The organism is Pseudomonas kilonensis, assembly GCF_001269885.1.
Lineage (GTDB): Bacteria > Pseudomonadota > Gammaproteobacteria > Pseudomonadales > Pseudomonadaceae > Aquipseudomonas > Aquipseudomonas kilonensis.
This window is the reverse complement of the sequence record NZ_LHVH01000014.1, coordinates 53,091-75,915: the sequence shown is the minus strand read 5'-3', so window position 1 is coordinate 75,915 and position 22,825 is coordinate 53,091. Positions and strand designations below refer to the sequence as shown.

Annotated in this window: 21 protein-coding genes; 8 read left to right on the top strand and 13 right to left on the bottom strand. The window is 61.1% G+C overall.

What is annotated here, in order from left to right; all coding sequences use genetic code 11:
- Positions 1-187: 187 nt before the first annotated feature.
- From AD662_RS05135 to AD662_RS05110, 6 genes are all read left to right on the top strand, one after another.
- Complete coding sequence (locus AD662_RS05135) at positions 188-1,225, top strand: ABC transporter ATP-binding protein (protein ID WP_053185841.1); 1,038 nt, start codon at positions 188-190, stop codon at positions 1,223-1,225.
- Position 1,226: 1 nt separating this feature from the next.
- Positions 1,227-2,174, top strand: coding sequence for an ABC transporter permease (locus tag AD662_RS05130; protein WP_018611082.1), 948 nt, complete (start codon positions 1,227-1,229; stop codon positions 2,172-2,174).
- Positions 2,164-2,982, top strand: coding sequence for an ABC transporter permease (locus AD662_RS05125; RefSeq protein WP_018611084.1), 819 nt, complete (start codon positions 2,164-2,166; stop codon positions 2,980-2,982). The genes AD662_RS05130 and AD662_RS05125 overlap by 11 nt, the downstream gene beginning before the upstream one ends.
- Positions 2,983-3,144: 162 nt before the next feature.
- Positions 3,145-4,569, top strand: coding sequence for a gamma-aminobutyraldehyde dehydrogenase (locus AD662_RS05120; protein WP_018611085.1), 1,425 nt, complete (start codon positions 3,145-3,147; stop codon positions 4,567-4,569).
- A gap of 146 nt (positions 4,570-4,715) precedes the next feature.
- Complete coding sequence (locus AD662_RS05115; RefSeq protein WP_003198119.1) at positions 4,716-4,979, top strand: CopG family ribbon-helix-helix protein; 264 nt, start codon at positions 4,716-4,718, stop codon at positions 4,977-4,979.
- Positions 4,942-5,241 carry a type II toxin-antitoxin system RelE/ParE family toxin gene (locus tag AD662_RS05110; RefSeq protein WP_053185839.1) on the top strand — a complete coding sequence of 100 codons (300 nt, stop codon included), beginning with the start codon at positions 4,942-4,944 and terminating at the stop codon, positions 5,239-5,241. The genes AD662_RS05115 and AD662_RS05110 overlap by 38 nt, the downstream gene beginning before the upstream one ends.
- Before the next feature lie 28 nt (positions 5,242-5,269).
- Here AD662_RS05110 and AD662_RS05105 read toward each other — a convergent pair whose 3' ends face one another.
- The gene (locus tag AD662_RS05105; protein WP_003198116.1) at positions 5,270-5,455 is read right to left on the bottom strand and encodes a hypothetical protein; all 186 of its coding nucleotides are present in this window, start codon (positions 5,453-5,455) and stop codon (positions 5,270-5,272) included.
- A 361-nt stretch (positions 5,456-5,816) separates the two neighbouring features.
- Here AD662_RS05105 and AD662_RS05100 point away from each other — a divergent pair, with 361 nt between their 5' ends.
- Positions 5,817-7,442, top strand: a complete 1,626-nt coding sequence (locus AD662_RS05100; protein ID WP_018611092.1) for a glucan biosynthesis protein D — start codon at positions 5,817-5,819, stop codon at positions 7,440-7,442.
- 202 nt (positions 7,443-7,644) lie between these two features.
- On the opposite strand, the gene AD662_RS05095 is transcribed toward AD662_RS05100, so the two are convergent.
- The 3 genes from AD662_RS05095 to AD662_RS05085 form a co-directional block, all read right to left on the bottom strand.
- On the bottom strand, positions 7,645-8,751 hold the full coding sequence (locus AD662_RS05095; RefSeq protein ID WP_024616782.1) for an NADH:flavin oxidoreductase/NADH oxidase: 1,107 nt from the start codon (positions 8,749-8,751) through the stop codon (positions 7,645-7,647).
- Positions 8,752-9,146: 395 nt separating this feature from the next.
- A complete protein-coding gene (recJ, locus tag AD662_RS05090; protein WP_053185836.1) occupies positions 9,147-10,856 on the bottom strand; it encodes a single-stranded-DNA-specific exonuclease RecJ in 1,710 nt (569 codons plus the stop codon).
- 187 nt (positions 10,857-11,043) lie between these two features.
- The gene (locus tag AD662_RS05085) at positions 11,044-11,586 is read right to left on the bottom strand and encodes a YaeQ family protein (protein WP_018611098.1); all 543 of its coding nucleotides are present in this window, start codon (positions 11,584-11,586) and stop codon (positions 11,044-11,046) included.
- 147 nt (positions 11,587-11,733) lie between these two features.
- Between AD662_RS05085 and AD662_RS05080 the strand changes: the two genes are divergently transcribed.
- The gene (locus AD662_RS05080; RefSeq protein ID WP_053185833.1) at positions 11,734-12,933 is read left to right on the top strand and encodes a CaiB/BaiF CoA transferase family protein; all 1,200 of its coding nucleotides are present in this window, start codon (positions 11,734-11,736) and stop codon (positions 12,931-12,933) included.
- A gap of 1,182 nt (positions 12,934-14,115) precedes the next feature.
- Here the strand turns inward: AD662_RS05080 and AD662_RS05075 are convergent.
- From AD662_RS05075 to rimM, 9 genes are all read right to left on the bottom strand, one after another.
- Positions 14,116-14,403, bottom strand: coding sequence for a DUF3509 domain-containing protein (locus AD662_RS05075; protein ID WP_018611102.1), 288 nt, complete (start codon positions 14,401-14,403; stop codon positions 14,116-14,118).
- A 184-nt stretch (positions 14,404-14,587) separates the two neighbouring features.
- Positions 14,588-15,958, bottom strand: a complete 1,371-nt coding sequence (locus tag AD662_RS05070) for a transporter substrate-binding domain-containing protein (protein WP_018611105.1) — start codon at positions 15,956-15,958, stop codon at positions 14,588-14,590.
- Between the two features lie 120 nt (positions 15,959-16,078).
- Positions 16,079-17,488, bottom strand: coding sequence for a threonine synthase (gene thrC / locus AD662_RS05065; RefSeq protein WP_053185988.1), 1,410 nt, complete (start codon positions 17,486-17,488; stop codon positions 16,079-16,081).
- A 105-nt stretch (positions 17,489-17,593) separates the two neighbouring features.
- Positions 17,594-18,898: a homoserine dehydrogenase gene (locus AD662_RS05060; protein ID WP_003198098.1), complete on the bottom strand. Its 1,305-nt coding sequence runs from the start codon at positions 18,896-18,898 to the stop codon at positions 17,594-17,596.
- 132 nt (positions 18,899-19,030) lie between these two features.
- Complete coding sequence (gene dsbC, locus AD662_RS05055; RefSeq protein ID WP_014336731.1) at positions 19,031-19,762, bottom strand: bifunctional protein-disulfide isomerase/oxidoreductase DsbC; 732 nt, start codon at positions 19,760-19,762, stop codon at positions 19,031-19,033.
- Positions 19,763-20,102: 340 nt separating this feature from the next.
- Positions 20,103-20,999: a site-specific tyrosine recombinase XerD gene (gene xerD / locus AD662_RS05050; protein ID WP_018611113.1), complete on the bottom strand. Its 897-nt coding sequence runs from the start codon at positions 20,997-20,999 to the stop codon at positions 20,103-20,105.
- A 133-nt stretch (positions 21,000-21,132) separates the two neighbouring features.
- Positions 21,133-21,483: a 50S ribosomal protein L19 gene (gene rplS, locus AD662_RS05045; RefSeq protein ID WP_003175895.1), complete on the bottom strand. Its 351-nt coding sequence runs from the start codon at positions 21,481-21,483 to the stop codon at positions 21,133-21,135.
- Between the two features lie 45 nt (positions 21,484-21,528).
- A complete protein-coding gene (trmD, locus tag AD662_RS05040) occupies positions 21,529-22,302 on the bottom strand; it encodes a tRNA (guanosine(37)-N1)-methyltransferase TrmD (RefSeq protein ID WP_170845966.1) in 774 nt (257 codons plus the stop codon).
- Complete coding sequence (rimM, locus tag AD662_RS05035; protein ID WP_018611149.1) at positions 22,284-22,820, bottom strand: ribosome maturation factor RimM; 537 nt, start codon at positions 22,818-22,820, stop codon at positions 22,284-22,286. Before rimM ends, trmD begins: the two co-directional genes overlap by 19 nt.
- Positions 22,821-22,825: the final 5 nt, after the last annotated feature.

Here is a 22,825-nt window from a genome sequence, read left to right as displayed (position 1 = left end):
AATCAGTCGGTGTAGTTCACTGTGTGGGAGTAAGGCTTGCCCGCGATGAAGATAATGCGGTCTCCCGGGGAACCGAGGCGCCTGTATCGCGAGCAAGCTTTGCTCCCACAGCACTGCTCCCACAGGTTTGGTGCACGGCAACTCACCTCCGATCCAACAGAAGTCGCGCTTTTTGGAGCCCCGCACCATGACGCTTGCAGTCCAATTCACCCAGGTATCCCGTCAATTTGGCGAAGTGAAAGCCGTTGACCGGGTTTGCATCGACATCCAGGACGGCGAGTTCTTTTCGATGCTGGGCCCGTCCGGTTCGGGCAAGACCACCTGCCTGCGACTGATCGCCGGGTTCGAACAACCCAGTGCCGGCTCGATCCGCATCCACGGCGAAGAGGCCACCGGGCTTGCGCCGTACCAGCGGGACGTCAACACGGTGTTCCAGGATTACGCCCTCTTCCCCCATATGAACGTGCGCGACAACGTGGCCTACGGCCTGAAAGTCAAAGGCGTCGCCAAGGCCGAGCGCATCAAGCGCGCCGACGAAGCGCTGGAGATGGTTGCCCTGGGCGGTTACGGCGAACGCAAGCCGGTGCAGCTTTCCGGTGGCCAGCGTCAACGGGTGGCCTTGGCCCGAGCGCTGGTCAATCGCCCGCGGGTGTTGCTGCTCGATGAACCCTTGGGCGCCCTCGACCTGAAGCTGCGCGAACAGATGCAGGGCGAGTTAAAGAAGCTGCAACGCCAACTGGGCATCACCTTCATTTTCGTCACCCACGACCAGACCGAAGCACTGTCGATGTCCGACCGCGTGGCGGTGTTCAACAAGGGCCGCATCGAACAGGTCGATACCCCACGCAACCTGTACATGAAACCGGCGACCACCTTCGTCGCCGAATTCGTCGGCACCTCCAACGTGATCCGTGGCGAACTGGCCCGGGAACTGAGCGGTTATCCACAGCCGTTCTCGATTCGCCCGGAACACGTGCGTTTCGCCGAGGGCCCGTTGGCCAGTGGTGAGATCGAAGTCCACGGCCTGCTGCACGACATCCAGTACCAGGGCAGCGCCACGCGCTACGAGTTGAAGCTTGCCAACGGCCAGACCCTGAACCTCAGCCAGGCCAACACCCAGTGGTTCGACAACACGGCCCAGCACCAGACCGGCCAGCACCTGAGCGTACGCTGGGCGCGGGAGGCGATGGTCGCGCTGCACGACACCGTCAGTGGCGAGGTGTGAGATGAACACCCTGGCCATCGCTCAAACGCCCACGCCCGGTTCACCGTTGCGACGCTTTTCCAACCTGCTGTACCGGCGCCCCAACCTGTACCTGTCGATGTTGCTGGTGCCGCCGCTGATCTGGTTCGGCGCGATCTACCTGGGCTCGCTGCTGACCTTGTTGTGGCAGGGTTTCTACACCTTCGACGACTTCACCATGGCGGTCACGCCGGACCTGACCCTGGCGAATTTCGCGGCGCTGTTCCAGCCGTCGAACTTCGACATCATTTTGCGCACCCTGAGCATGGCGATAGCGGTGTCCATCGCCAGCGCCATCGTCGCGTTCCCGATTGCCTACTACATGGCGCGCTACACCAGTGGCAAGACCAAGGCGTTTTTCTACATCGCGGTGATGCTGCCGATGTGGGCCAGCTATATCGTCAAGGCCTATGCCTGGACGCTGCTGCTGGCCAAGGGTGGCGTGGCGCAATGGTTCGTCCAGCACCTGGGCCTGGGGCCGGTGTTGCAGTTCGTGCTGGGGATTCCCGGCGTGGGTGGCAGCACCTTGTCCACCTCACACCTGGGGCGTTTTCTGGTGTTCGTCTACATCTGGCTGCCGTTCATGATCCTGCCGATCCAGGCGTCCCTGGAGCGTCTGCCGCCATCGCTGCTGCAAGCTTCGGCCGACCTGGGCGCCAGGCCACACCAGACGTTCATGCAGGTGATCCTGCCGCTGTCGATCCCCGGTATCGCCGCCGGCTCGATCTTCACCTTCTCGCTGACCCTGGGGGATTTCATCGTGCCCCAGTTGGTGGGCCCGCCGGGCTACTTCGTCGGCAGCATGGTCTACGCCCAGCAAGGCGCCATCGGCAACATGCCCATGGCCGCGGCGTTCACCCTGGTGCCCATCGTGCTGATCGCCCTGTATTTATCCATCGTCAAGCGACTGGGAGCTTTCGATGCACTCTGACTCTCAAGACCGGGCCTCGTGGGGCTTGCGGATCGCGGCGTGGGGCGGGCTGGTGTTCCTGCATTTCCCGATCCTGATCATCTTCCTCTACGCCTTCAATACCGAGGACGCCGCGTTCAGCTTCCCGCCCAAGGGCCTGACCCTGAAGTGGTTCAGCGTCGCCTTCGCGCGCCCGGATGTGCTGGAGGCGATCAAGCTGTCGTTGCAGGTCGCGGCCATCGCCACGTTGATCGCCATGGTGCTTGGCACCCTGGCCTCGGCGGCGCTGTACCGACGCGATTTCTTCGGCAAGCAAGGCATTTCGCTGATGCTGATCCTGCCGATTGCCTTGCCAGGCATCATCACCGGTATTGCGCTGCTGGCGACCTTCAAGACCTTGGGCATCGAACCAGGGATGTTCACCATCGTCGTCGGCCATGCCACTTTCTGCGTGGTGATCGTCTACAACAACGTCATCGCCCGCCTGCGCCGCACCTCCCACAGCCTGATCGAGGCCTCGATGGACCTGGGGGCCGACGGCTGGCAGACCTTTCGCTACATCATCTTGCCCAACCTGGGGTCGGCACTGCTGGCCGGCGGGATGCTGGCGTTTGCGCTGTCATTCGACGAGATCATCGTCACCACCTTCACCGCCGGCCACGAACGCACCTTGCCGCTGTGGCTGCTCAACCAACTCAGCCGCCCTCGCGATGTGCCAGTGACCAACGTGGTGGCGATGCTGGTGATGATGGTCACGATGGTGCCGATATTGGGCGCGTATTACCTGACCCGTGGGGGGGAGAGCGTGGCCGGTAGCGGCGGGAAATAGATTTCACTGTGGAACCGGATCCCTTGTGGGAGCGGGCTTGCTCGCGAAGGCGGTGTGTCATCCAACATTTGCGTCGACTGACACGCCGCCTTCGCGAGCAAGTCGGATCGCCGCACCGCCGCTCCCACCCAGATCAAAAGCAAGAATCAAGAGGACATGGACATGCAAACCAAACTGCTGATCAACGGCCATCTGGTGAACGGCGAAGGCCCTGGCCAGGCGGTGTTCAACCCATCGCTGGGCCGGGTGCTGGTGGAGATCAATGAAGCCAGCGAAGCCCAGGTCGATGCCGCCGTGCGCGCCGCCGATGCCGCCTTCGAGGCCTGGTCGCAAGTGCCGCCCAAGGACCGCTCCCTGTTGCTGCTCAAGCTGGCCGATGCCATCGAAGCCCACGGCGAAGAACTGGCGGAACTGGAGTCGGACAACTGTGGCAAACCCTTGAGTGCCGCGCTGAACGACGAGATCCCGGCGATTGCCGACGTGTTCCGCTTCTTTGCCGGCGCCAGCCGCTGCATGAGTGGTTCGGCAGGCGGCGAATACCTGCCGGGGCACACCTCGATGATCCGCCGCGACCCGGTGGGCGTCATCGCCTCCATCGCGCCGTGGAACTACCCGCTGATGATGGTCGCCTGGAAAATCGCCCCGGCCCTGGCGGCCGGCAATACCGTGGTGCTCAAGCCGTCGGAGCAGACCCCGCTGACGGCGCTGCGCCTGGCGGAACTGGCGTCGGAGATTTTCCCGGCCGGCGTGCTCAACGTGATCTTCGGTCGTGGGCAGACCGTCGGCAACCCGCTGGTCACCCACCCGAAAGTGCGCATGGTGTCGCTGACCGGCTCCATCGCCACTGGCTCGAACATCATTTCCAGCACATCCGACAGCGTCAAACGCATGCACATGGAACTGGGCGGCAAGGCCCCGGTGATCATTTTCGACGACGCCGATATTGACGCGGCGGTGGAAGGCATTCGCACTTTCGGTTTCTACAACGCCGGCCAGGACTGCACCGCCGCCTGCCGCATCTATGCCCAGAAAGGCATTTACGAGCAGTTCGTCGAGAAGCTCGGCGCCGCGGTGGGGAGCATCAAGTACGGCCTGCAAACCGCGCCAGACACCGAGATGGGCCCACTGATCACCGCCCAGCACCGCGACCGCGTGGCCGGTTTCGTCGAACGGGCCATCGCCCAGTCGCATATCCGCCTGATCACCGGCGGCAAGGCCGTCGACGGCAACGGGTTTTTCTTCGAGCCGACGGTGCTGGCCGACGCCCAGCAGGATGACGAAATCGTCCGTCGGGAAGTCTTCGGGCCAGTGGTGTCCGTCACGCAGTTCCTCGACGAGGCACAAGTGCTGGCCTGGGCCAACGATTCGGACTACGGCCTGGCCTCATCGGTGTGGACCGCCGACATCGGCCGTGCCCATCGCCTGTCAGCACGCCTGCAGTATGGCTGCACCTGGGTGAACACCCACTTCATGCTCGTCAGCGAAATGCCCCATGGCGGTCAGAAACGTTCCGGCTATGGCAAGGACATGTCCATGTATGGGCTGGAGGATTACACGGTGGTGCGGCATGTGATGTTCAAGCATTGACGCCAAGACAACCTTGGCAACACATGCCCACGCCTGCCCCGCGTTCGTCCTGCTAAGGTTTTCGTCGATCGGTGCACGCTCGCCGGTTGACGCAAATCCTGGCAGCACCTAGGGTGTCTACAACGTATACACCTTGGAGATCAGCCATGGCCTCGCCCGTTTTGTCCTTTCGTGTGGAAGAAGGTCTGGCCCAACAGCTGGACTTGCTGGCCGCCGCCACCGACCGCGACCGTCAGTATCACCTCAAGCGTGCACTGGTCCGATATGTGGAGGCCGAATCCTGGCATCTGCAAGCCATCAGCGAAGGCATAGCCGATGCCGACGCTGGAAACCTGACCGATCTGGACGCCGTGAAGGCTAAGTGGGCAAAACGTGCCGAGCATCGTACTGACCGACAAAGCACAGAGTGACCTCGACTCGATCCACGAACATTACCAAGGCGCCATCGGTGCAGAAGGCGCCGATGCTGTCATCAGCGCCATCCTGGAGACACTGCGCCAACTGCAACGCTTTCCCGGCTCGGGGCGTCCGTCAGTCGTTCCTGATATTCGAGAGCTGGTACTGACGCGCTACCCATTCGTAGCCCCCTACCGGCTCATGCATGGGCAACTGCAGGTCCTGCGGATACTGCACCAGCGCACCGAACGTCGCCAGGACTGGTCGTTGGAGTGATGTCGGCCGGTGCTCCCCGCCCCGGCCGCTAAAACCGCGAAACACTGCGCATCGCATCCACCAGATAGCGCATGGCGATGCGGTCGTTTTCCGACAACTCCCGATAGCGCTCCACCAGTCTCAATTCTTCCAGGCTGAGCCGGCGTGTCCTGCGTGGGTTGGTCAGGCCTGGAAAGATCCCCAGCATTTCGGTAATGCCCTGTATTTTTGTCATGAGTTGTCCTTCTTTACGTCGAGGTTGACCTGATAACGCCGTCTGAATCCGGGTTAGATCGCCTATCACGCTAAAGAATAGGGAGGATTCAAAGCGTGAAAAGGGAGTTTTAGAGTAATTAGTCAAAAAAAGTCGGAATCGACATAAAAAAAGAAATAACTGTAAGAAAATTTGACCAAGCCACGCTTTCCTTGCTCTCAAAGCCCGTATTTCCCCTATGATTTTGCGCCTCGGTGAACCGATCCTGCTCTCAGGCATCTGTTCTAACGTTCGTCGCGTTTGGCCAAAGGCATGTCCGAACTCATTTATCAGTCTCTGTAGCCAGGATCGGCTCGGGACTGTTTCGAGAAAGGTTGTATTTATGCACCGCAGGAATCTGCTCAAGGCCTCCATGGCCTTCGCCGCCTACACTGGGCTGTCGGCCTCCGGCCTCATGGCCGCACGCGCCTGGGCCGCCGATCAGACTGCCGACGGCGAAGCCCGCCCCTTCGATTTCAACGGTTTGAAGGATCAGGCCAAGCGGCTGGCCGAGAGCCGCTATGTCGACACCAAGCAAGTCCTGCCAGAAACCCTGGCCCAAATGTCGCCGCTGCAGTTCAACGCCATCCAGTACGACGTCAATCACTCGCTGTGGAATGAGCTGGACGGGCAACTGGACGCACAATTCTTCCACGTCGGCATGGGCTTCAAGCAGCCGGTGCGCATGTACAGCGTCGACCCGAAGACGCGCATGGCCCGTGAGGTGCACTTCCGCCCGGAGCTGTTCAACTATCAGAAAACCACGGTCAACACCTCGCAATTGAAGGGTGACCTGGGCTTCGCCGGCTTTCGCGTCTTCAAGGCGCCGGAGCTGGACCGGCACGACATCCTTTCGTTCCTGGGGGCCAGCTACTTCCGCGCCGTGGATGCCAGCGGCCAGTACGGGCTGTCGGCCCGCGGTTTGGCCATCGACACCTATGCGAAGAAGCGCGAGGAGTTCCCGGACTTCACCAAGTTCTGGTTTGAAACCCCGGACAAGAACAGCACCCGCTTCGTGGTCTATGCCCTGCTCGACTCCCCCAGCGCCACCGGTGCCTATCGGTTTGACATCGATTGCCAGCCGACCCGGGTGGTGATGGAGATCGACGCGCACGTCAATGCCCGTACTGCCATCGAGCAGCTGGGCATCGCCCCCATGACCAGCATGTTCAGCTGTGGCACCGTCGAACGGCGCATGTGCGACACCATTCACCCGCAAATCCACGATTCCGACCGACTGGCCATGTGGCGCGGCAACGGCGAGTGGGTGTGCCGGCCGTTGAACAACCCCGCTACCCTGCAATTCAACGCCTTCGCCGACAAGGACCCGAAAGGTTTCGGCCTGGTGCAGACCGACCACGACTTCGCCAGCTACCAGGACACCGTGGACTGGTACAGCAAGCGCCCAAGCCTGTGGGTCGAACCGACGACGGCCTGGGGCGAAGGCTCGGTCGACTTGCTGGAGATTCCTACCACCGGCGAAACCCTGGACAACATTGTCGCGTTCTGGACGCCGAAAAAACCGGTGGCCGCCGGCGACTCGCTGAACTATGGCTACAAGCTCTACTGGAGCGCACTGCCGCCGGTCAGCACCGACCTGGCCCACGTCGACGCCACCCGCTCAGGCATGGGCGGTTTCATCGAAGGCTGGGCACCGGGCGAGCATTACCCGACCGTCTGGGCCCGTCGCTTTGCCGTGGACTTCAGCGGCGGCGGCCTCGACCAACTGCCGCCGGGCACCGGTATCGAACCCGTGGTGACCTGCTCCCATGGCGAAGTGAAGGACTTCAACGTGTTGGTGCTGGATGCAATCAAGGGCTACCGCATCACATTCGACTGGTACCCGACCGACGACAGTGTAGAGCCGGTGCAGATGCGCCTGTTCATTCGCACCAAGGACCGGACCTTGAGCGAGACCTGGTTGTACCAGTACTTCCCGCCGGCGCCGGATAAGCGCAAGTACCCCTGAGCCCTGCTGCGTCCGGGATGACGCCTTCGCGAGCAAGCCCGCTCCCACATGGAGGTGGGTGTAAATCAGAAGTTCTATGATCAACAAAAATCCCTTGTGGGAGCGGGCTTGCTCGCGAAGACGGCGGTACAAGCACTAAAGATTCCAGATAAACAAAAGCCCCGGCCAATGACGACCGGGGCTTTTTTGTTTTACCAAACACTCAATCGCGCAAATCCGACTCATGAATCGGCTGGTCCCGATGCGTGGCCCGCTGGTACTGCGCCGGCCACGTGGCCTTGCGGCCGCCCAGGTCATCATCGGCATGCAAGGCCCAGTACGGATCACGCAACAATTCGCGGGCCAGGAAAATGATATCGGCCTGGCAGGTGCGCAGGATGTGTTCGGCCTGGGCCGGCTCAGTGATCATGCCGACGGTGCCGGTGGCGATTTCCGACTCCTTGCGCACCCGCTCGGCGAAACGGGTCTGGTAACCCGGGCCGGTGGGAATTTCCGCATTGGCGGCGGTGCCGCCCGATGACACATCGATCAGGTCCACCCCCAGCGCCCTGAAGCGCCGCGCCAGCTCCACGGTTTCGTCCGGGTTCCACCCGTCCTCGACCCAATCGGTGGCGGAAACACGAACGAACACCGGCAGTTCTTCAGGCCATACGGCCCGCACCGCTTCGGTGACTTGCAGCACCAGGCGGATGCGATTTTCGAACGAGCCGCCGTATTGATCGCGCCGCTGATTGCTCAAGGGCGAGAGGAATTGATGCAGCAGATACCCATGGGCCGCGTGAACCTCGACCACTTTGAAGCCGGCCGTGAGGGCGCGCTTGGCCGAATCGACGAAGGCCTGGATCACACCGGCGATCTGCCCGTCGTCCAATTGGACTGGCTGGGTGTGCTGCGGGTCGAAGGCAATCGGCGATGGACCGACCGGCATCCAGCCGCCATCCGCCGGCTTGACGCTGCCATGCTTGCCCAACCAGGGTCGCCAGGTGCTGGCCTTGCGTCCGGCATGGGCCAGTTGTATGCCCGGCACGGCCCCTTGGGCGGTGATGAACCGGGTGATGCGTTGCAAGGGTTCGATCTGTTCATCGTTCCACAGCCCAAGGTCCTGGGCGGTGATGCGGCCGTCGGCGGTAACAGCGGTGGCTTCGGTGAACACCAGGCCGGCACCGCCCACGGCACGGCTGCCCAAGTGCACCAGGTGCCAATCGTTGGCCAGGCCATCGGTGCTCGAATACTGGCACATCGGCGATACCGCGATGCGATTGGGCAGGGTCAATTGGCGAAGGGTATAGGGTTCCAGCAGCAGACTCATGGGGCACCTCTCGAATCAGTGGGCAGGCTCCAGGGTTCTGTTTGAAAAGTCGACGAGTGACAAAAGGTGCAACACCCGCCCCCGCGGGCAAAAAACTCGACAAGACGTCACAAGGGCTATCAAGCAGTGCTTAGAGCCTAGTCGACAACCCGGCAGGACGGAGGGTTCAGAACTTAAAAACCGACGGTGTGGCGAGGGCGCTTGCTCCCGCTTAGGTCGGTCACTGTGTGGCGAGGGGATTTATCCCCGCTCGACTGCGAAGCAGTCGCGAACCCGGCCAACGCCGTTTGACTGGAGAAATGCGGTGCCGGGACATTTTGGGGGCTGCTGCGCAGCCCAGCGGGGATAAATCCCCTCGCCACAAGAAGTCATCACTTAATCGATAGCACTTGTGGCTACCGCGGCTCGATATGGGCAATCATCAATTGCACCGTTTCCTGACCGCGGAACTCGTTGAGGTCGAGCTTGTAGGCCAGTTCCACCCAGCGCACGGTAGGGTTGGGCCAGATCTCGCGGTCGATGCCAAAGGCGATGCCATCAAGCTTCACCGAGCCGCACTCGCTCTTGAGGACGACCTTCAGGTGCCGCTCGCCCACCACGCGCTGTTCGACCAACTGGAACAGGCCGTGGAACATTGGCTCAGGAAAATGCTGGCCCCAGGGGCCGGCGTGGCGCAGTGCCCGGGCCAGTTCCAAGTGGAACTCCTCGACCGCCAGGGTGCCATCCGACAACAGTCGGCCGGTCAGGTCTTCTTCACGCAATTGCCGGCGCACTTCCGCGTCGAACGCTTCGGCGAACAACGGAAAATTCGCCTCCGGCAGCGTCAGTCCCGCCGCCATGGCGTGACCGCCGTACTTGCTGATCAGGGTGGGATGCTGCGCCGCCACCACGCTCAGCGCATCGCGAATGTGAAAGCCCGGCACCGAGCGGCCCGAGCCCTTGAGCAAACCGTCCCCGGCATCGGCAAAGGCGATGGTCGGACGGAAATAGCGCTCTTTCATCCGCGAAGCGAGGATGCCGATGACCCCTTGGTGCCACTGCGGATCGAACAGGCACAAACCGAACGGCATCGACTCCACCGGCAGGTCCTTGAGCTGGGCCAGGGCTTCGCGCTGCATGCCCTGCTCGATGGACTTGCGGTCCTGGTTCATGCCGTCCAGTTGCGCGGCCATCTCCCGCGCCAGGGCCGGGTCGTCGGTGAGCAGGCATTCGATGCCCAGGCTCATGTCGTCCAGGCGCCCCGCCGCATTCAGACGCGGCCCGAGGATAAATCCGAGGTCGGTGGAGGTAATCCGTGAAGCATCGCGCTTGGCCACTTCCAGGATTGCCTTGATGCCGGGCCGGGCACGTCCGGCGCGAATCCGTTCCAGGCCTTGGTGCACCAGGATCCGGTTATTCGCGTCCAGGGGCACCACGTCGGCCACGCTGCCCAGGGCCACCAGGTCGAGCAATTCGCCGATGTTCGGCTGGGGTGTGCTGGCATACCAGCCCAGGTTGCGCAGACGCGCCCGCAGCGCCATCAGCACATAGAAAATCACCCCGACACCGGCCAGGGCCTTGCTCGGGAACTCGCAGCCCGGCTGGTTCGGATTGACGATGGCGTCGGCTGCCGGCAGTTCAAGGCCGGGCAAGTGGTGGTCGGTGACCAGCACCTGGAGCCCCGCCGCTTTCGCCGCCGCCACGCCTTCCACACTGGAAATACCGTTATCCACGGTGATCAGCAACTGCGGTTCGCGGGCCAGGGCGACTTCGACGATTTCCGGGGTCAGCCCGTAGCCATATTCGAAGCGATTAGGCACCAGGTAGTCGACATGGGCCGCACCGAGCAGACGCAACCCGAGCATGCCCACGGTGCTGGCGGTCGCGCCATCGGCGTCGAAGTCACCCACGATCAGGATGCGCTGGCGTTGCTCCAGCGCCGTCACCAACAGATCCACCGCGGCGTCGATCCCCTTGAGCTGCTGGAAGGGAATCAAGCGCGCCAGGCTCTTGTCCAGTTCAGCCTCGGACTGCACGCCACGCGCTGCGTACAGGCGGGTCAACAGGGGCGGCAGGTCACCGAGAAATGGCAGGGTATCGGGCAGTTGGCGGGGTTCTATGCGCATGGGGTGACGAAAACTTCTCTTTAATGGTGAAAATCCTGGTGGCGAGGGAGCTTGGCACTGTAGGAGCTGCCGAAGGCTGCGATCTTTTGATCTTTTGATCTTTCGCTTGAGACTCAAGCGTCAGGGGAAAGATCGCAGCCTCGTTGCACTCGACAGCTCCTACACAGCTCCTACAGTCCCGGTGGGCTCAGCCACGCTCGCCCAGCAACCATTGCAGCTGGACTTCATGTTGGCCACGGTCGTCGGTCACGAAAATCGTGCCCTCGCTGATCATCACATCCCACTTGATCACCCGCGGCATGTCCTGGGCCAGGGTTTCGAGCACTTCCTGGGGCACGGCGGCGATGTTGACGTTTTTCAGGTTCTTGACCGCCGGGATCACCTTGCCTTCCCAGACCCGCAGGCTGCCGTAGGCCAGCAGGCTGGTGCGCTCGGTCCGGCGCGAGCACCAGGTCAGGCGATCGGCATCCGGCTGACCGACTTCGATCCAGTGCAGCACACGGTCATCCAGGCTTTTTTCCCACAGCGCCGGCTCATCGACGTCTGACAGACCACGACCAAACGCCAGCAGTTCGTTGTACCAGAACGCGTAGGCCAACAGGCGCACGGTCATGCGCTCTTCGGTTTCCGAAGGGTGGCGGGCGATGGTCTGCTTCACACTCTCGTACACATTGCGGTCAAGGTCGGTGAGGTTCAGTTCAAACTTATAGGTCGTGGACGGCTGGGCCATGAACGGGCTTCTTGATACGAGGAAAGGCGGCAAGTCTAACCGATGACGCGGGCAATCCACGAATTGCCGACCATCAACCTGCGGCGACCGGCCTTGGCCTATGATAAAACGCTCTATTCGTTCTGCCTTTGTCCTACAGGATCTGTCATGTCGCTTACTGCCAAACCCCTTGCCGGCGTCAAAGTCATCGAACTCGGCACCTTGATCGCCGGGCCCTTCGCCTCGCGCATCTGCGGTGAATTCGGTGCCGAAGTCATCAAGGTCGAATCGCCCGACGGCGGTGACCCCCTGCGCAAGTGGCGCAAGCTGTACGAAGGCACCTCGCTGTGGTGGTTCGTCCAGGCACGCAACAAGAAGTCCCTGACCTTGAACCTCAAGCACCCCGAAGGCCTGGCGATCCTGAAAAAACTGATCGGCGAAGCCGATATCCTGATCGAGAACTTTCGCCCCGGCGTACTGGAAAAGCTCGGCCTGGGCTGGGATGTCCTGCACGCACTGAACCCGAAACTGGTGATGGTGCGGCTTTCGGGCTTCGGCCAGACCGGGCCGATGAAGGATCAACCGGGGTTTGGCGCGGTGGGCGAATCCATGGGCGGCCTGCGCTACATCACCGGCTTCGAGGACCGTCCGCCGGTGCGCACCGGAATTTCCATCGGCGACTCCATCGCCGCCCTCTGGGGCGTGATCGGCGCATTGATGGCCCTGCGTCACCGCGAGATCAACGGCGGAACGGGGCAAGTAGTGGACGTGGCCTTGTACGAGGCGATTTTTGCCATGATGGAAAGCATGGTGCCAGAGTTCGACGTGTTCGGCTTCATCCGTGAGCGCACCGGCAACATCATGCCCGGCATCACCCCCTCGTCCATCCACACCAGCGCTGACGGCAAGCACGTACAGATTGGCGCCAACGGCGACGCGATCTTCAAGCGCTTCATGCAGATCATCGGCCGTGACGACCTGGCCAATGACCCGCAACTGGCCAGCAATGATGGCCGCGACAGCCGGCGTGACGAGCTCTACGGCGTCATCGATCGCTGGGTCAACTCGCTGCCGCTCGATAGCGTTATCGACCAACTGAACCAGGCCGGAGTGCCGGCCAGTCGGATCTTCAGCGCCGAGGATATGTTCAGCGACCCGCAGTTTCTGGCTCGTGAAATGTTCCTGCAGGCCAAGTTGCCCGACGGCAAGGCGTTCAAGATGCCGGGGATCGTACCGAAACTCTCCGACACCCCGGGCACCTCCGAATGGGTCGGGCCGGCGCTGGGTGAACACAACGCACAAGTGCTCGGCGAGCTTGGCTACGACGCGCAGCAGATCACCAAACTGCGCGCCGACGGGGCCATTTGACGCTCTGTAGGGGCCAGTCACCGAAGATCAAACGGTGGGAGCGGACTTGCTCGCGATAGCGTCCGTTCAATCGACTTGATGTTGACTGGCACACCGCAATCGCGAGCAAGCTTTGCTCCCACAGGTCCTGCTCAAACAGATCTGACGGGTGTACGACCAGGAGAGCCAGGCCGGCTACTAGGCCGCCTCGCGGTGGACGTTGATCTCGGCGCCCCGTTAACCACGCTGGCCGAACGCAGGCATTGCGCAGTGGGCATCCCGGCATGGATGCCGGGATAGCCGCGCTGGGCCATGGATGGCCCTTCGCGGCGGGCCCACGGAGCAATGCCGGAGTGAGGGCACACCGAGCCTAAGCGAGGTGCCGAGTGGTGGGGCAGAAGCGTTTTGCTTACTTTTGACTGGGCCGGCTTCCGGGCTTCTCAAAAGTGAGCCGCCGTCAGGGCGGAACCCTAAGCCGCCGTTACCGCAGCAATGGATATGTACCGACCATCAGGCCGCCTTCGCGAGCAAGCCCGCTCCCACAGTTGGGTCCGAGTACGACCGGGAGAGCCAGGTCGGCTGTCAGGCCGCCTCGCGAGCAAGCTTTGCTCCCACAGGTCCTGCTCAAACAGATCTGACGGGTGTACGACCGGGAGAGCCAGGCCGGCTGTTAGGCCGCCTCGCGGTGGACGTTGATCTCGGCGCCCCGTTAACCACGCTGGCCGAACGCAGGCATTGCGCAGTGGGCAACCCGGCATGGATGCCGGGTTAGCCGCGCTGGGCCATGGATGGCCCTTCGCGGCGGGCCCACGGAGCAATGCCTTCGTTCGGGCATGCCGAGCCTAGGCGAGGCACCGAGTGGTGGGGCAGAAGCGCTTTGGTTACTTTCGCGCTTTTCGAAAGTGACCCGCCGTCAGGGCGGAACCCTAAGCCGCCGTTACCGCAGCAATGGATATGTACCGACCATCAGGCCGCCATCGCGAGCAAGCTTTGCTCCCACAACGGCGCCAGCGCCTGACAGAACGCGCTAAAAACGTAAAAGCCAGGCAAAAAGAAACCCCGAGAAGTGGGGAGACGACTCGGGGTTAAACGTAACCAATCAAGGTTCGTACAACAAGCGACAAGCACCGGAGCACAATGCTCGCTCTTGTTGGTAAAGAGTCTGACTCATCAGGACGTAGGAAGGTTCCCACAAAACCCCAGTCAATTCGCCCCGACCATGACCTTGTCGCGCGCCAGATTGCGCAGCGCCGCAATCACACAGGGCTCCAGGCGGCCCTCGGCAATCAATACATCGCGATGCAGGCCATCGACCACATCCGTCAACTGACGCTTGTCGGTCAATTGGGCCTGATTGAACACTCGCTCGACCATGATGGCCCCGGAGGTATTCTTCAGCGTCACCAGGCATTCGCCCTTGGCGCCGGAGGGAGTCAGCGTGACCTGATACGGGCTCAAGGCTTCATTCAGCAATAGGCTGATACTTTCCATTCGCTCACCCTTCAATAGTCCGAAAACAACTGCATGTTCACAGTAAGTGACCGTGGGCCGCAGCAGAAAGTTCGTCAGCGCACCGAACCGGCACGCCTCCAACCTGTTCAACCGAGCATGCGCGCCCAATATGACAGGCAAACAACAGCCTTCTCTTGAAGTCTTGGCGTGGTGACGGTCGGCGTCAGGCCATCAACTTGTCGCAACGGCGCCATCGACGCCCGGCATCGGTCCAGCCCCCCAGAATGCCGCGCAACTGCCCGTCAGCCCCATAGAAGGGCACCGACCAATGATAGATTTCCCGCAATCCGCTGCTGAACATCAATTGTCGGTCGACGAACCGGGACTGGCCGGTGCGCAATTGCTCCATCACCTCCCCATGCAGCAACTCGGCAGTGGCCGGCGGGAATGCCGCCGAATCCGTCAGCCGCGTGCCCCGCAGCTTTTCGAAGCGGGTCGCAAACTGGTCCTCGTAGCTTTTGTTGCACATGATCAGGCGCCCTTCCAGATCCCGGATGAAAATCGGGTCGGGAATGGCATCCATCAAGGCCCGCTGGAGCATCAACTGGTCCTTGAGGACCGCCTCGGCCTTGAGGCGCTGGTCGATCTGTATCTGCAGGCGACGGTTCCATAGCAGGGACAGGAGGCCGAACACCACGACCACGGTCACGCACCAGTACCCCCAGCGGGACACCCGCTCCCAGATCGATGGCGCCTGGACGGGTGTGATGCCGGCCATCCATTTGGAACGCAGCGCGCGCATGTCCTTGGCCGGGAAGGCTTCCAGGGCTTTGTTCAAGATGCTCAGCAGCACGGTCAGGTCCTGGCGTACCGCGAGGTAATCGGGTTCCCACTTGCCTTCAAGGCCCCTTCCTACCTGCAATTGTCCCGCCGGATAGAGATGCACCCCGGTTTCATTTTCGATGGTGGCATAGGCTTCCCGACTCTCGACCAATGCCCGCGCCTCGCCATAGGTCTTGGTCGTGCGCAATTCGATGGCCGGGTAGTCGCGCCTGATCTCCGCTTCCAAGGCATGCCGCGCCGGCAACGCCAGGACCTTCCCTTCCAGCTGTTCCAGCGAATGGAGAATCGACTCTCCGTCACGGCCGACAAATACCCAGCCCGAGCCACCAAATGCATGGCTGAAACTCAGGAAATCCCTGCGTTCGTCATTCATCGCCAAGAGGGTCGTCATGTCGGCTTCGCTGTTCTCCAGCAGCGTCAGCAACTCGCCGGGGGAGAACGACTCTCGATGCACGAACTCAAGGCCAGTCATTTGCGTAATGCGCTGGAGAATGTCGTGGTTCAGACCGTTCCACTGCCCCAGTTCATTCTTGAACAGGTACAACGGAAACTGCGTCGTGGCCACGATGACGCGGGGGTTCTCCTTGATCCACTTCAATTCCTGCACATCCAGCACCAGCCGTTCGCCAGGATTGAACGGCGGCGTGTCGAAAGCCGCCAACTGTGCCGCATTGCCCCCTTGCGCCCAGTACATCAGGGCCAGGCCCATTACCCAGCCCCGGGCTGGCTTGCCTTTGCTAAAAAACGACATCTGCATTTCCTTCGAGATGACTCGCCCGTTCCTCCAAGGGCGAAAACCCGACCAGTTTGGCATGCAGAAACAAGAAAGCCCGTCAGGAGACGGGCTTCAAAATGTGACAGGTTTGCGCGGTCAGAGTGGCTTGCCGCGGTTCCCATGCTGACTGACAAAGGCCTGCACGGCCTTCAAGTCGTTGGGCAACACGGTGCAACGCTCATCTCGCTCAAACAAATCAGAAAGATGCGCAGGCAGTTCGAGCGCTTTTCCTACACCGGCTTTCTCCACGGCTTCCGGGAACTTGACCGGATGCGCCGTGCCCAGGATCACCATCGGGATGTCCAGGCTACGACGGCACTCACGAGCGGCCCTGACGCCAATGGCCGTGTGCGGATCGAGCAACTCACCGCTCTGCTCGAACACCTCGGCGATGGTTTCGCAAGTCTGCTCATCGTCCACGGCCAGGGAGTCGAACAACTTGCGGGCTTCGGTCCAGCGCTCAGGCTCGACGCTGAAACCGCCGCCCTGGCGGAAGCTGTCCATCAGGCCGGCAATCGCCGCACCATTGCGACCGTGCAGGTCGAACAGCAGGCGTTCGAAGTTCGACGACACCATGATGTCCATCGAAGGCGACAGCGTGGCGTGCAGGGTTTCCTTGACGTACTGGTTGCCGCTCATGAAGCGGTGCAGGATGTCGTTGCGGTTGGTGGCGACGATCAATTGATTGATCGGCAGGCCCATGTTGCGCGCCAGGTAGCCGGCGAAGATATCGCCGAAGTTGCCGGTCGGCACCGAGAACGACACGGAGCGGGCCGGGCCGCCCAATTGCAGGGCCGCGTGGAAGTAATAAACGATCTGGGCCATGATCCGCGCCCAGTTGATCGAGTTCACCGCCACCAGCCGCGTGCCCTTGAGGAAGCTCTGGTCGGCGAAACTGGCCTTGACCATTTCCTGGCAGTCATCGAAGTTGCCTTCGATGGCGATGTTGTGGATGTTATCGCCGAATATCGTCGTCATCTGCCGACGTTGTACTTCCGAGACCCGGTTGTGCGGGTGCAGGATGAAAATGTCGACGTTATCGCAATGCTTGCAGCCTTCGATGGCCGCCGAACCGGTGTCGCCAGACGTGGCACCGACGATCACCACACGCTCGCCACGCTTTTGCAGCACGTAGTCCAGCAGGCGACCGAGCAATTGCAGGGCGAAGTCCTTGAACGCCAGGGTCGGGCCGTGGAACAGCTCCATGACCCATTCGTTACCGTTGAGCTGACGCAGCGGTGCGATGGCATTGTGGGAAAAGACGCCATAGGTCTCTTCCAGGATTTTCTTGAAATCGGCGTCCGGGATGCTGCCGGTGACGAACGGGCGCATGACCCGGAACGCCAGCTCGTGATACGGCAGGCCGGTCCAGGAAGCGATTTCTTCCTGGGTGAAGCGCGGCAGGTTTTCCGGCACATAGAGACCGCCGTCCGTGGCCAGGCCGGCCAGGAGGACATCTTCGAAATTCAGGGCCGGTGCCTGGCCGCGGGTGCTGATATAGCGCATGGGGCAAACCTTCGGTTTGGGCTTCAAGCGTTGAAGCAGCAGGCGATACATTCAAAGGCAAGTGTGCCTTCGTTCGCAGCCTGCAACTTACCGCTTGCCGCTAAATTAATTCAAATGTTCGACGCGGATACGGACCACCGGGCCAACGACACCCTGGAGCGCTTCCAACGCCGCAATCGCGTCGTTGATGCGCTGCTCGACCACACGGTGGGTCAGCAGGATCATCGGCACCAGGCCGTCGTGTTCCTCGACTTCCTTCTGCATGATCGACTCGATGTTGATGCCGCGTTCCGAGAGGATGCTCGCCACTTGGGCCAGCACACCCGGATGGTCCTTGGCCTGGATGCGCAGGTAGTAGGAGCTTTCGCACGCCTCGATCGGAAGAATCGGGTGAGCCGACAGCGAGTCTGGCTGGAAGGCCAGGTGCGGCACACGGTTTTCCGGGTCCGAGGTCATGGCGCGAACCACGTCCACCAGGTCGGCAATCACCGAAGAGGCCGTCGGTTCCATGCCCGCACCAGCGCCGTAGAACAGCGTCGAGCCGGAGGCGTCGCCGTTGACCATCACCGCGTTCATCACGCCGTTGACGTTGGCGATCAGGCGATCGGCCGGGATCAAAGTCGGGTGCACGCGCAGCTCGATGCCGTTGGCGGTGCTGCGCGCCACGCCCAGGTGCTTGATGCGATAGCCCAAGGCTTCGGCGTAGTTCACGTCAGCGGTGGTCAGCTTGGTGATGCCTTCGGTGTAGGCCTTGTCGAACTGCAACGGAATGCCGAACGCAATGGAGGCCAGGATCGTCAGCTTGTGCGCTGCGTCGATGCCTTCCACGTCGAACGTCGGATCAGCCTCTGCGTAGCCCAGGGCCTGGGCTTCGGCGAGCACGTCTTCGAAGGTGCGACCCTTCTCGCGCATCTCGGTGAGGATGAAGTTGCCGGTGCCGTTGATGATCCCCGCGACCCAGTTGATGCGGTTGGCCGACAGGCCTTCGCGGATCGCCTTGATCACCGGGATACCACCGGCCACGGCGGCTTCGAAAGCCACGATCACGCCCTTCTCGCGGGCCTTGGCGAAAATCTCATTACCGTGAACAGCGATAAGCGCCTTGTTCGCGGTGACCACATGCTTGCCATTCTCGATGGCCTTGAGTACCAGCTCACGGGCAACGGTGTAGCCGCCGACCAGCTCTATGACGATGTCGATCTCAGGGTTCGTGGCCACTTCGAAGACATCGTTGGTAATCGCAATACCGGTCGTCTGGAACTGAGGCTTTGGCGTGCGCATGGCAATTTGTGCCACTTCGATCCCACGCCCGGCACGACGAGCAATTTCCTCGGCGTTGCGCTGAAGTACGTTGAAGGTGCCGCCACCGACGGTACCTAACCCACAGATGCCTACTTTGACCGGATTCACTCTTGACTCCCCATGAAACGGCCGACGCAAGGTCGGCCGTGAAATACAGCCGCGCAGCAACGCGACTTTGTGTTTAACGGCCCGACGAAGGTTTTCGCCGAGCCGTGATCTTCAGAAGCAGATCGCCCATGATCATTTCGCGTCCAGGGCCAGTTTGGCGACTTGTGGCGCCGGCTGGTAGCCCGGAATCACCTGGCCGTCGGCCAAAACGATGGCCGGCGTGCCGTTCACACCAATGGACTGGCCAAGGGCGAACTGCTTGGAAACCGGGTTCTCGCACTTGGCGGCCTTGATTTCCTTGCCATCGACCATCTTGTCCATGGCCGCTTTCTTGTCCTTGGAGCACCAGACCGCCTGCAACTGCTCATCGCCCGGCGAGCCCAGGCCCTGGCGCGGGAACGCAACATAGCGCACTTCGATGCCGCGCTTGTTCAGCTCCGGCACTTCGGCGTGCAGCTTGTGGCAATACGGGCAGGTGGTGTCGGTGAACACGGTGATGTGCGACTTGGTTTCGCCAATCGCCGGGTAGACCACGGTTTCAGCGACTGGAATGCCGTTGATCAACTTGGAAATGCCCTGGCGCTCGGTCATCTCGGTGAGATTGACCGGCTTGCCGTCCTTGAGCTCGAACAGGTTGCCCTGGACGATATACTGACCGTCGGCGCTGGCGTAAAGCACGCGACTGCCCTTGAGCTTGACCTCATACAGGCCGGCCATGGGACTGGCCGAGATGGTTTCGATCGGCACTTCGAGCTGAAGGTTTTCCAGGCTCTTGCGGATAGCCTTGTCGGCCGCGTCGTCGGCGATGGCAAAGGTACTGGCCAGCGCAATGGCGGCGGCGGTGAACATCTGGATCAAACGCATGGGGACTCCTGAGGCGAACAAATGAGACGGGAAACGCCGACCCGCAGATTCGGGTTCCAACCGCCCACTGTGCAAACCGACAAAGCCTACCACATAAGGCCCGCGTGACCGAATGCCGCTGATGCAAGACGCTTTGAGGATTGATGCAGGCTTTTCTGTGGGAGCTTTTCTATGAGAGCTTTTCTGTGGGAGCTTTTCTGTGGAGCTGTCCTGTGGGAGCTGTCCTGTGGGAGCAAGGCTTGCCCGCGATGGCCGCGCCGCGGTGTAACAACTACACCGCGTTATCGTTCATCGCGGGCAAGCCTTGCTCCCACAAGCTCGCTCCCACAGGGAATTTCATTCAGCCGCGCGGATGGTGTTTGGCATGCAAGTCCTGCAACCGCGCCCGGGCGACGTGGGTGTAGATCTGGGTGGTGGACAGGTCGCTATGGCCTAGCAGCATCTGCACCACCCGCAAGTCGGCGCCGTGGTTGAGCAAGTGCGTGGCAAAGGCATGGCGCAAGGTGTGGGGCGAGAGGGATTTGCCGATCCCGGCCACCTTGGCCTGGTGCTTGATGCGGTGCCAGAAGGTCTGGCGGGTCATCTGCTCACCGCGCAGGCTGGGAAACAGCACATCGCTGGGACGCCCGCCCAGCAGCTCATGACGGGCATCGCGCATGTAGCGCTCGACCCAGACGATCGCTTCCTCACCCATCGGCACCAGGCGTTCCTTGCTGCCTTTGCCCATCACCCGCAGCACGCCCTGGCGCAGGTTGACCTGCTCCAGGGTCAAGCTGATCAACTCGGTGACCCGCAGGCCACAGGCATACAAGACTTCCAGCATGGCCCGGTCGCGCTGACCGATGGCTTCGCTGAGGTCGGGTGCCGCCAGCAGCGCCTCCACATCGGCTTCCGACAGGGATTTGGGCAATGGGCGCCCCAGCTGCGGCATTTCCACGCGCAAGGTCGGGTCCACCGCGATCAGCTTTTCCCGCAGCAAATAGCGATAGAACCCACGCAGGCCGGAGAGAAACCGTGCCGTCGAGCGAGGTTTGTAGTTCTGCTCCAAGCGCCACGCCAAGTGATCGAGGATCAACTCCCGGCCAGCATTGATCAGTTCCAGGTGGTTTTCCTGCAGCCAACCGTTGAACAGCGCCAGGTCGCTGCGATAGGCATCGCGGGTGTTATCGGACAGGCCCTTCTCCAGCCACAGGGCGTCGAGAAACTGGTCTATCAGCGGATGATCGATGGCGGGCATATGAACTCTTGAAGGATGCGGGCACACACAGCATCAATATGGCAAATGAAGCTATGCAGGGTGCTCAAAGCGCAAATCGCAGGCAACAAAAAAGCAGCCCGCAGGCTGCTTTTTTTTGCATCGGAAGCTGGACTTAAGCCAGTTTTTCCTTGATGCGAGCTGCTTTACCCGACAGGTCACGCAGGTAGTACAGCTTGGCTTTACGTACGTCACCGCGACGCTTGACAGCCATGCTGTCGATTTGCGGGCTGTAGGTCTGGAAAGTACGCTCTACGCCGACACCGTTGGAGATTTTACGAACGGTGAATGCACTGTTCACGCCACGGTTACGCTTGGCGATAACGACGCCTTCGAACGCTTGCAGACGGGAACGGTCGCCTTCCTTCACTTTCACCTGAACGACAATGGTGTCGCCTGGGGCAAAGGTAGGGATTTCTTTGGTCATCTGCTCTGCTTCGAGTGCAAGGATGATTTTGTTAGTCATGCTGTGCTCCTAAGGCAAGTCGTCGGACTCACCATCGATACGTTGTTAACTATCGTCCCGCTCGCGGATGTATTCCTCGAGCAGCTTCTTCTCTTCTCCAGAAAGCGAGCGGCTTTCCAGAAGATCGGCGCGTCGTTCATAGGTCCGACCAAGGGACTGCTGTAAACGCCAACGCCGGATGTGCGCGTGATTGCCACTTAGCAACACGTCGGGAACACGCTGATCCGCATACACCTCCGGTCGGGTGTAGTGCGGGCAATCCAGCAGACCATCCGTAAAGGAATCTTCCTCAGCGGAATCTGCATGCCCTAAAGCTCCAGGCAGCAGTCGTGTAACCGCATCGATCAGGACCATCGCCGGCAGCTCGCCGCCAGACAGTACATAGTCGCCAATCGACCACTCTTCATCGACATGAGCTTCAATGAAACGCTCGTCAATGCCTTCATAACGGCCGGCAATCAGGATCAATGCATCCGAATTCGCCAGCTCGCGTACCGCCGACTGAGTCAGCTGACGGCCTTGGGGCGACAGGTAGATCACCTTCGCACCCTCCCCGGCTGCCGTCCTGGCCTGAACCAGCGCATCTTCCAGGGGCTTGATCTTCATCACCATGCCCGGACCACCGCCAAACGGGCGATCGTCCACAGTGTGATGTCGATCCGTGGTGTAGTCCCGCGGATTCCAACAGGTGAGCTGCAACAGCTCCTGTTTCACCGCGCGGCTGGTTATGCCGTACTCGCTGATGGCGGAAAACATCTCGGGAAACAATGTAATGACTTCAACGCGCAAATTAGCCACGTTTAGAAATCCGCATCCCATTCCACCTTCATCTCGCCTGCGGCAAGGTCGACGGCCAACACGCATTGCTCGGTATAGGGCAACAGGCGTTCGCGATCATCCAGGCTGCCGACGCAAGGCTTGACCACCATGACATCGTTCGAACCGGTCTCGAGCAGGTGATCGATTTTCCCGAGCAATTGCCCGAGGTGGTCGATGACCTTCAGACCCACCAGCTCGTACCAGTAGTACTCGCCGTCGGTCAGTTCAGGGAACAGGTTGCGCGGCACGCAGATCTCATAACCGGCCAGAAGACGCGCTTCTTCACGATCATCGAGATCCTTGAGCTTTGCGACCAGGAACTTGTCGTTCCCGCGTCCGCTGACCAGCTCCACCTGTTTCACGCTACCTTCGCGCTTGAGCGTCCAGGTTTTGTAGTCCAACAGGTTCTTGATCGGATCAGTAAAGGAATACACCTTCACTTCGCCGCGAACGCCATGTACAGAGTAGATCTTGCCGACAACGATCAAATCATCAGCATCTTTTGGCGTCGCGTTCATATTGC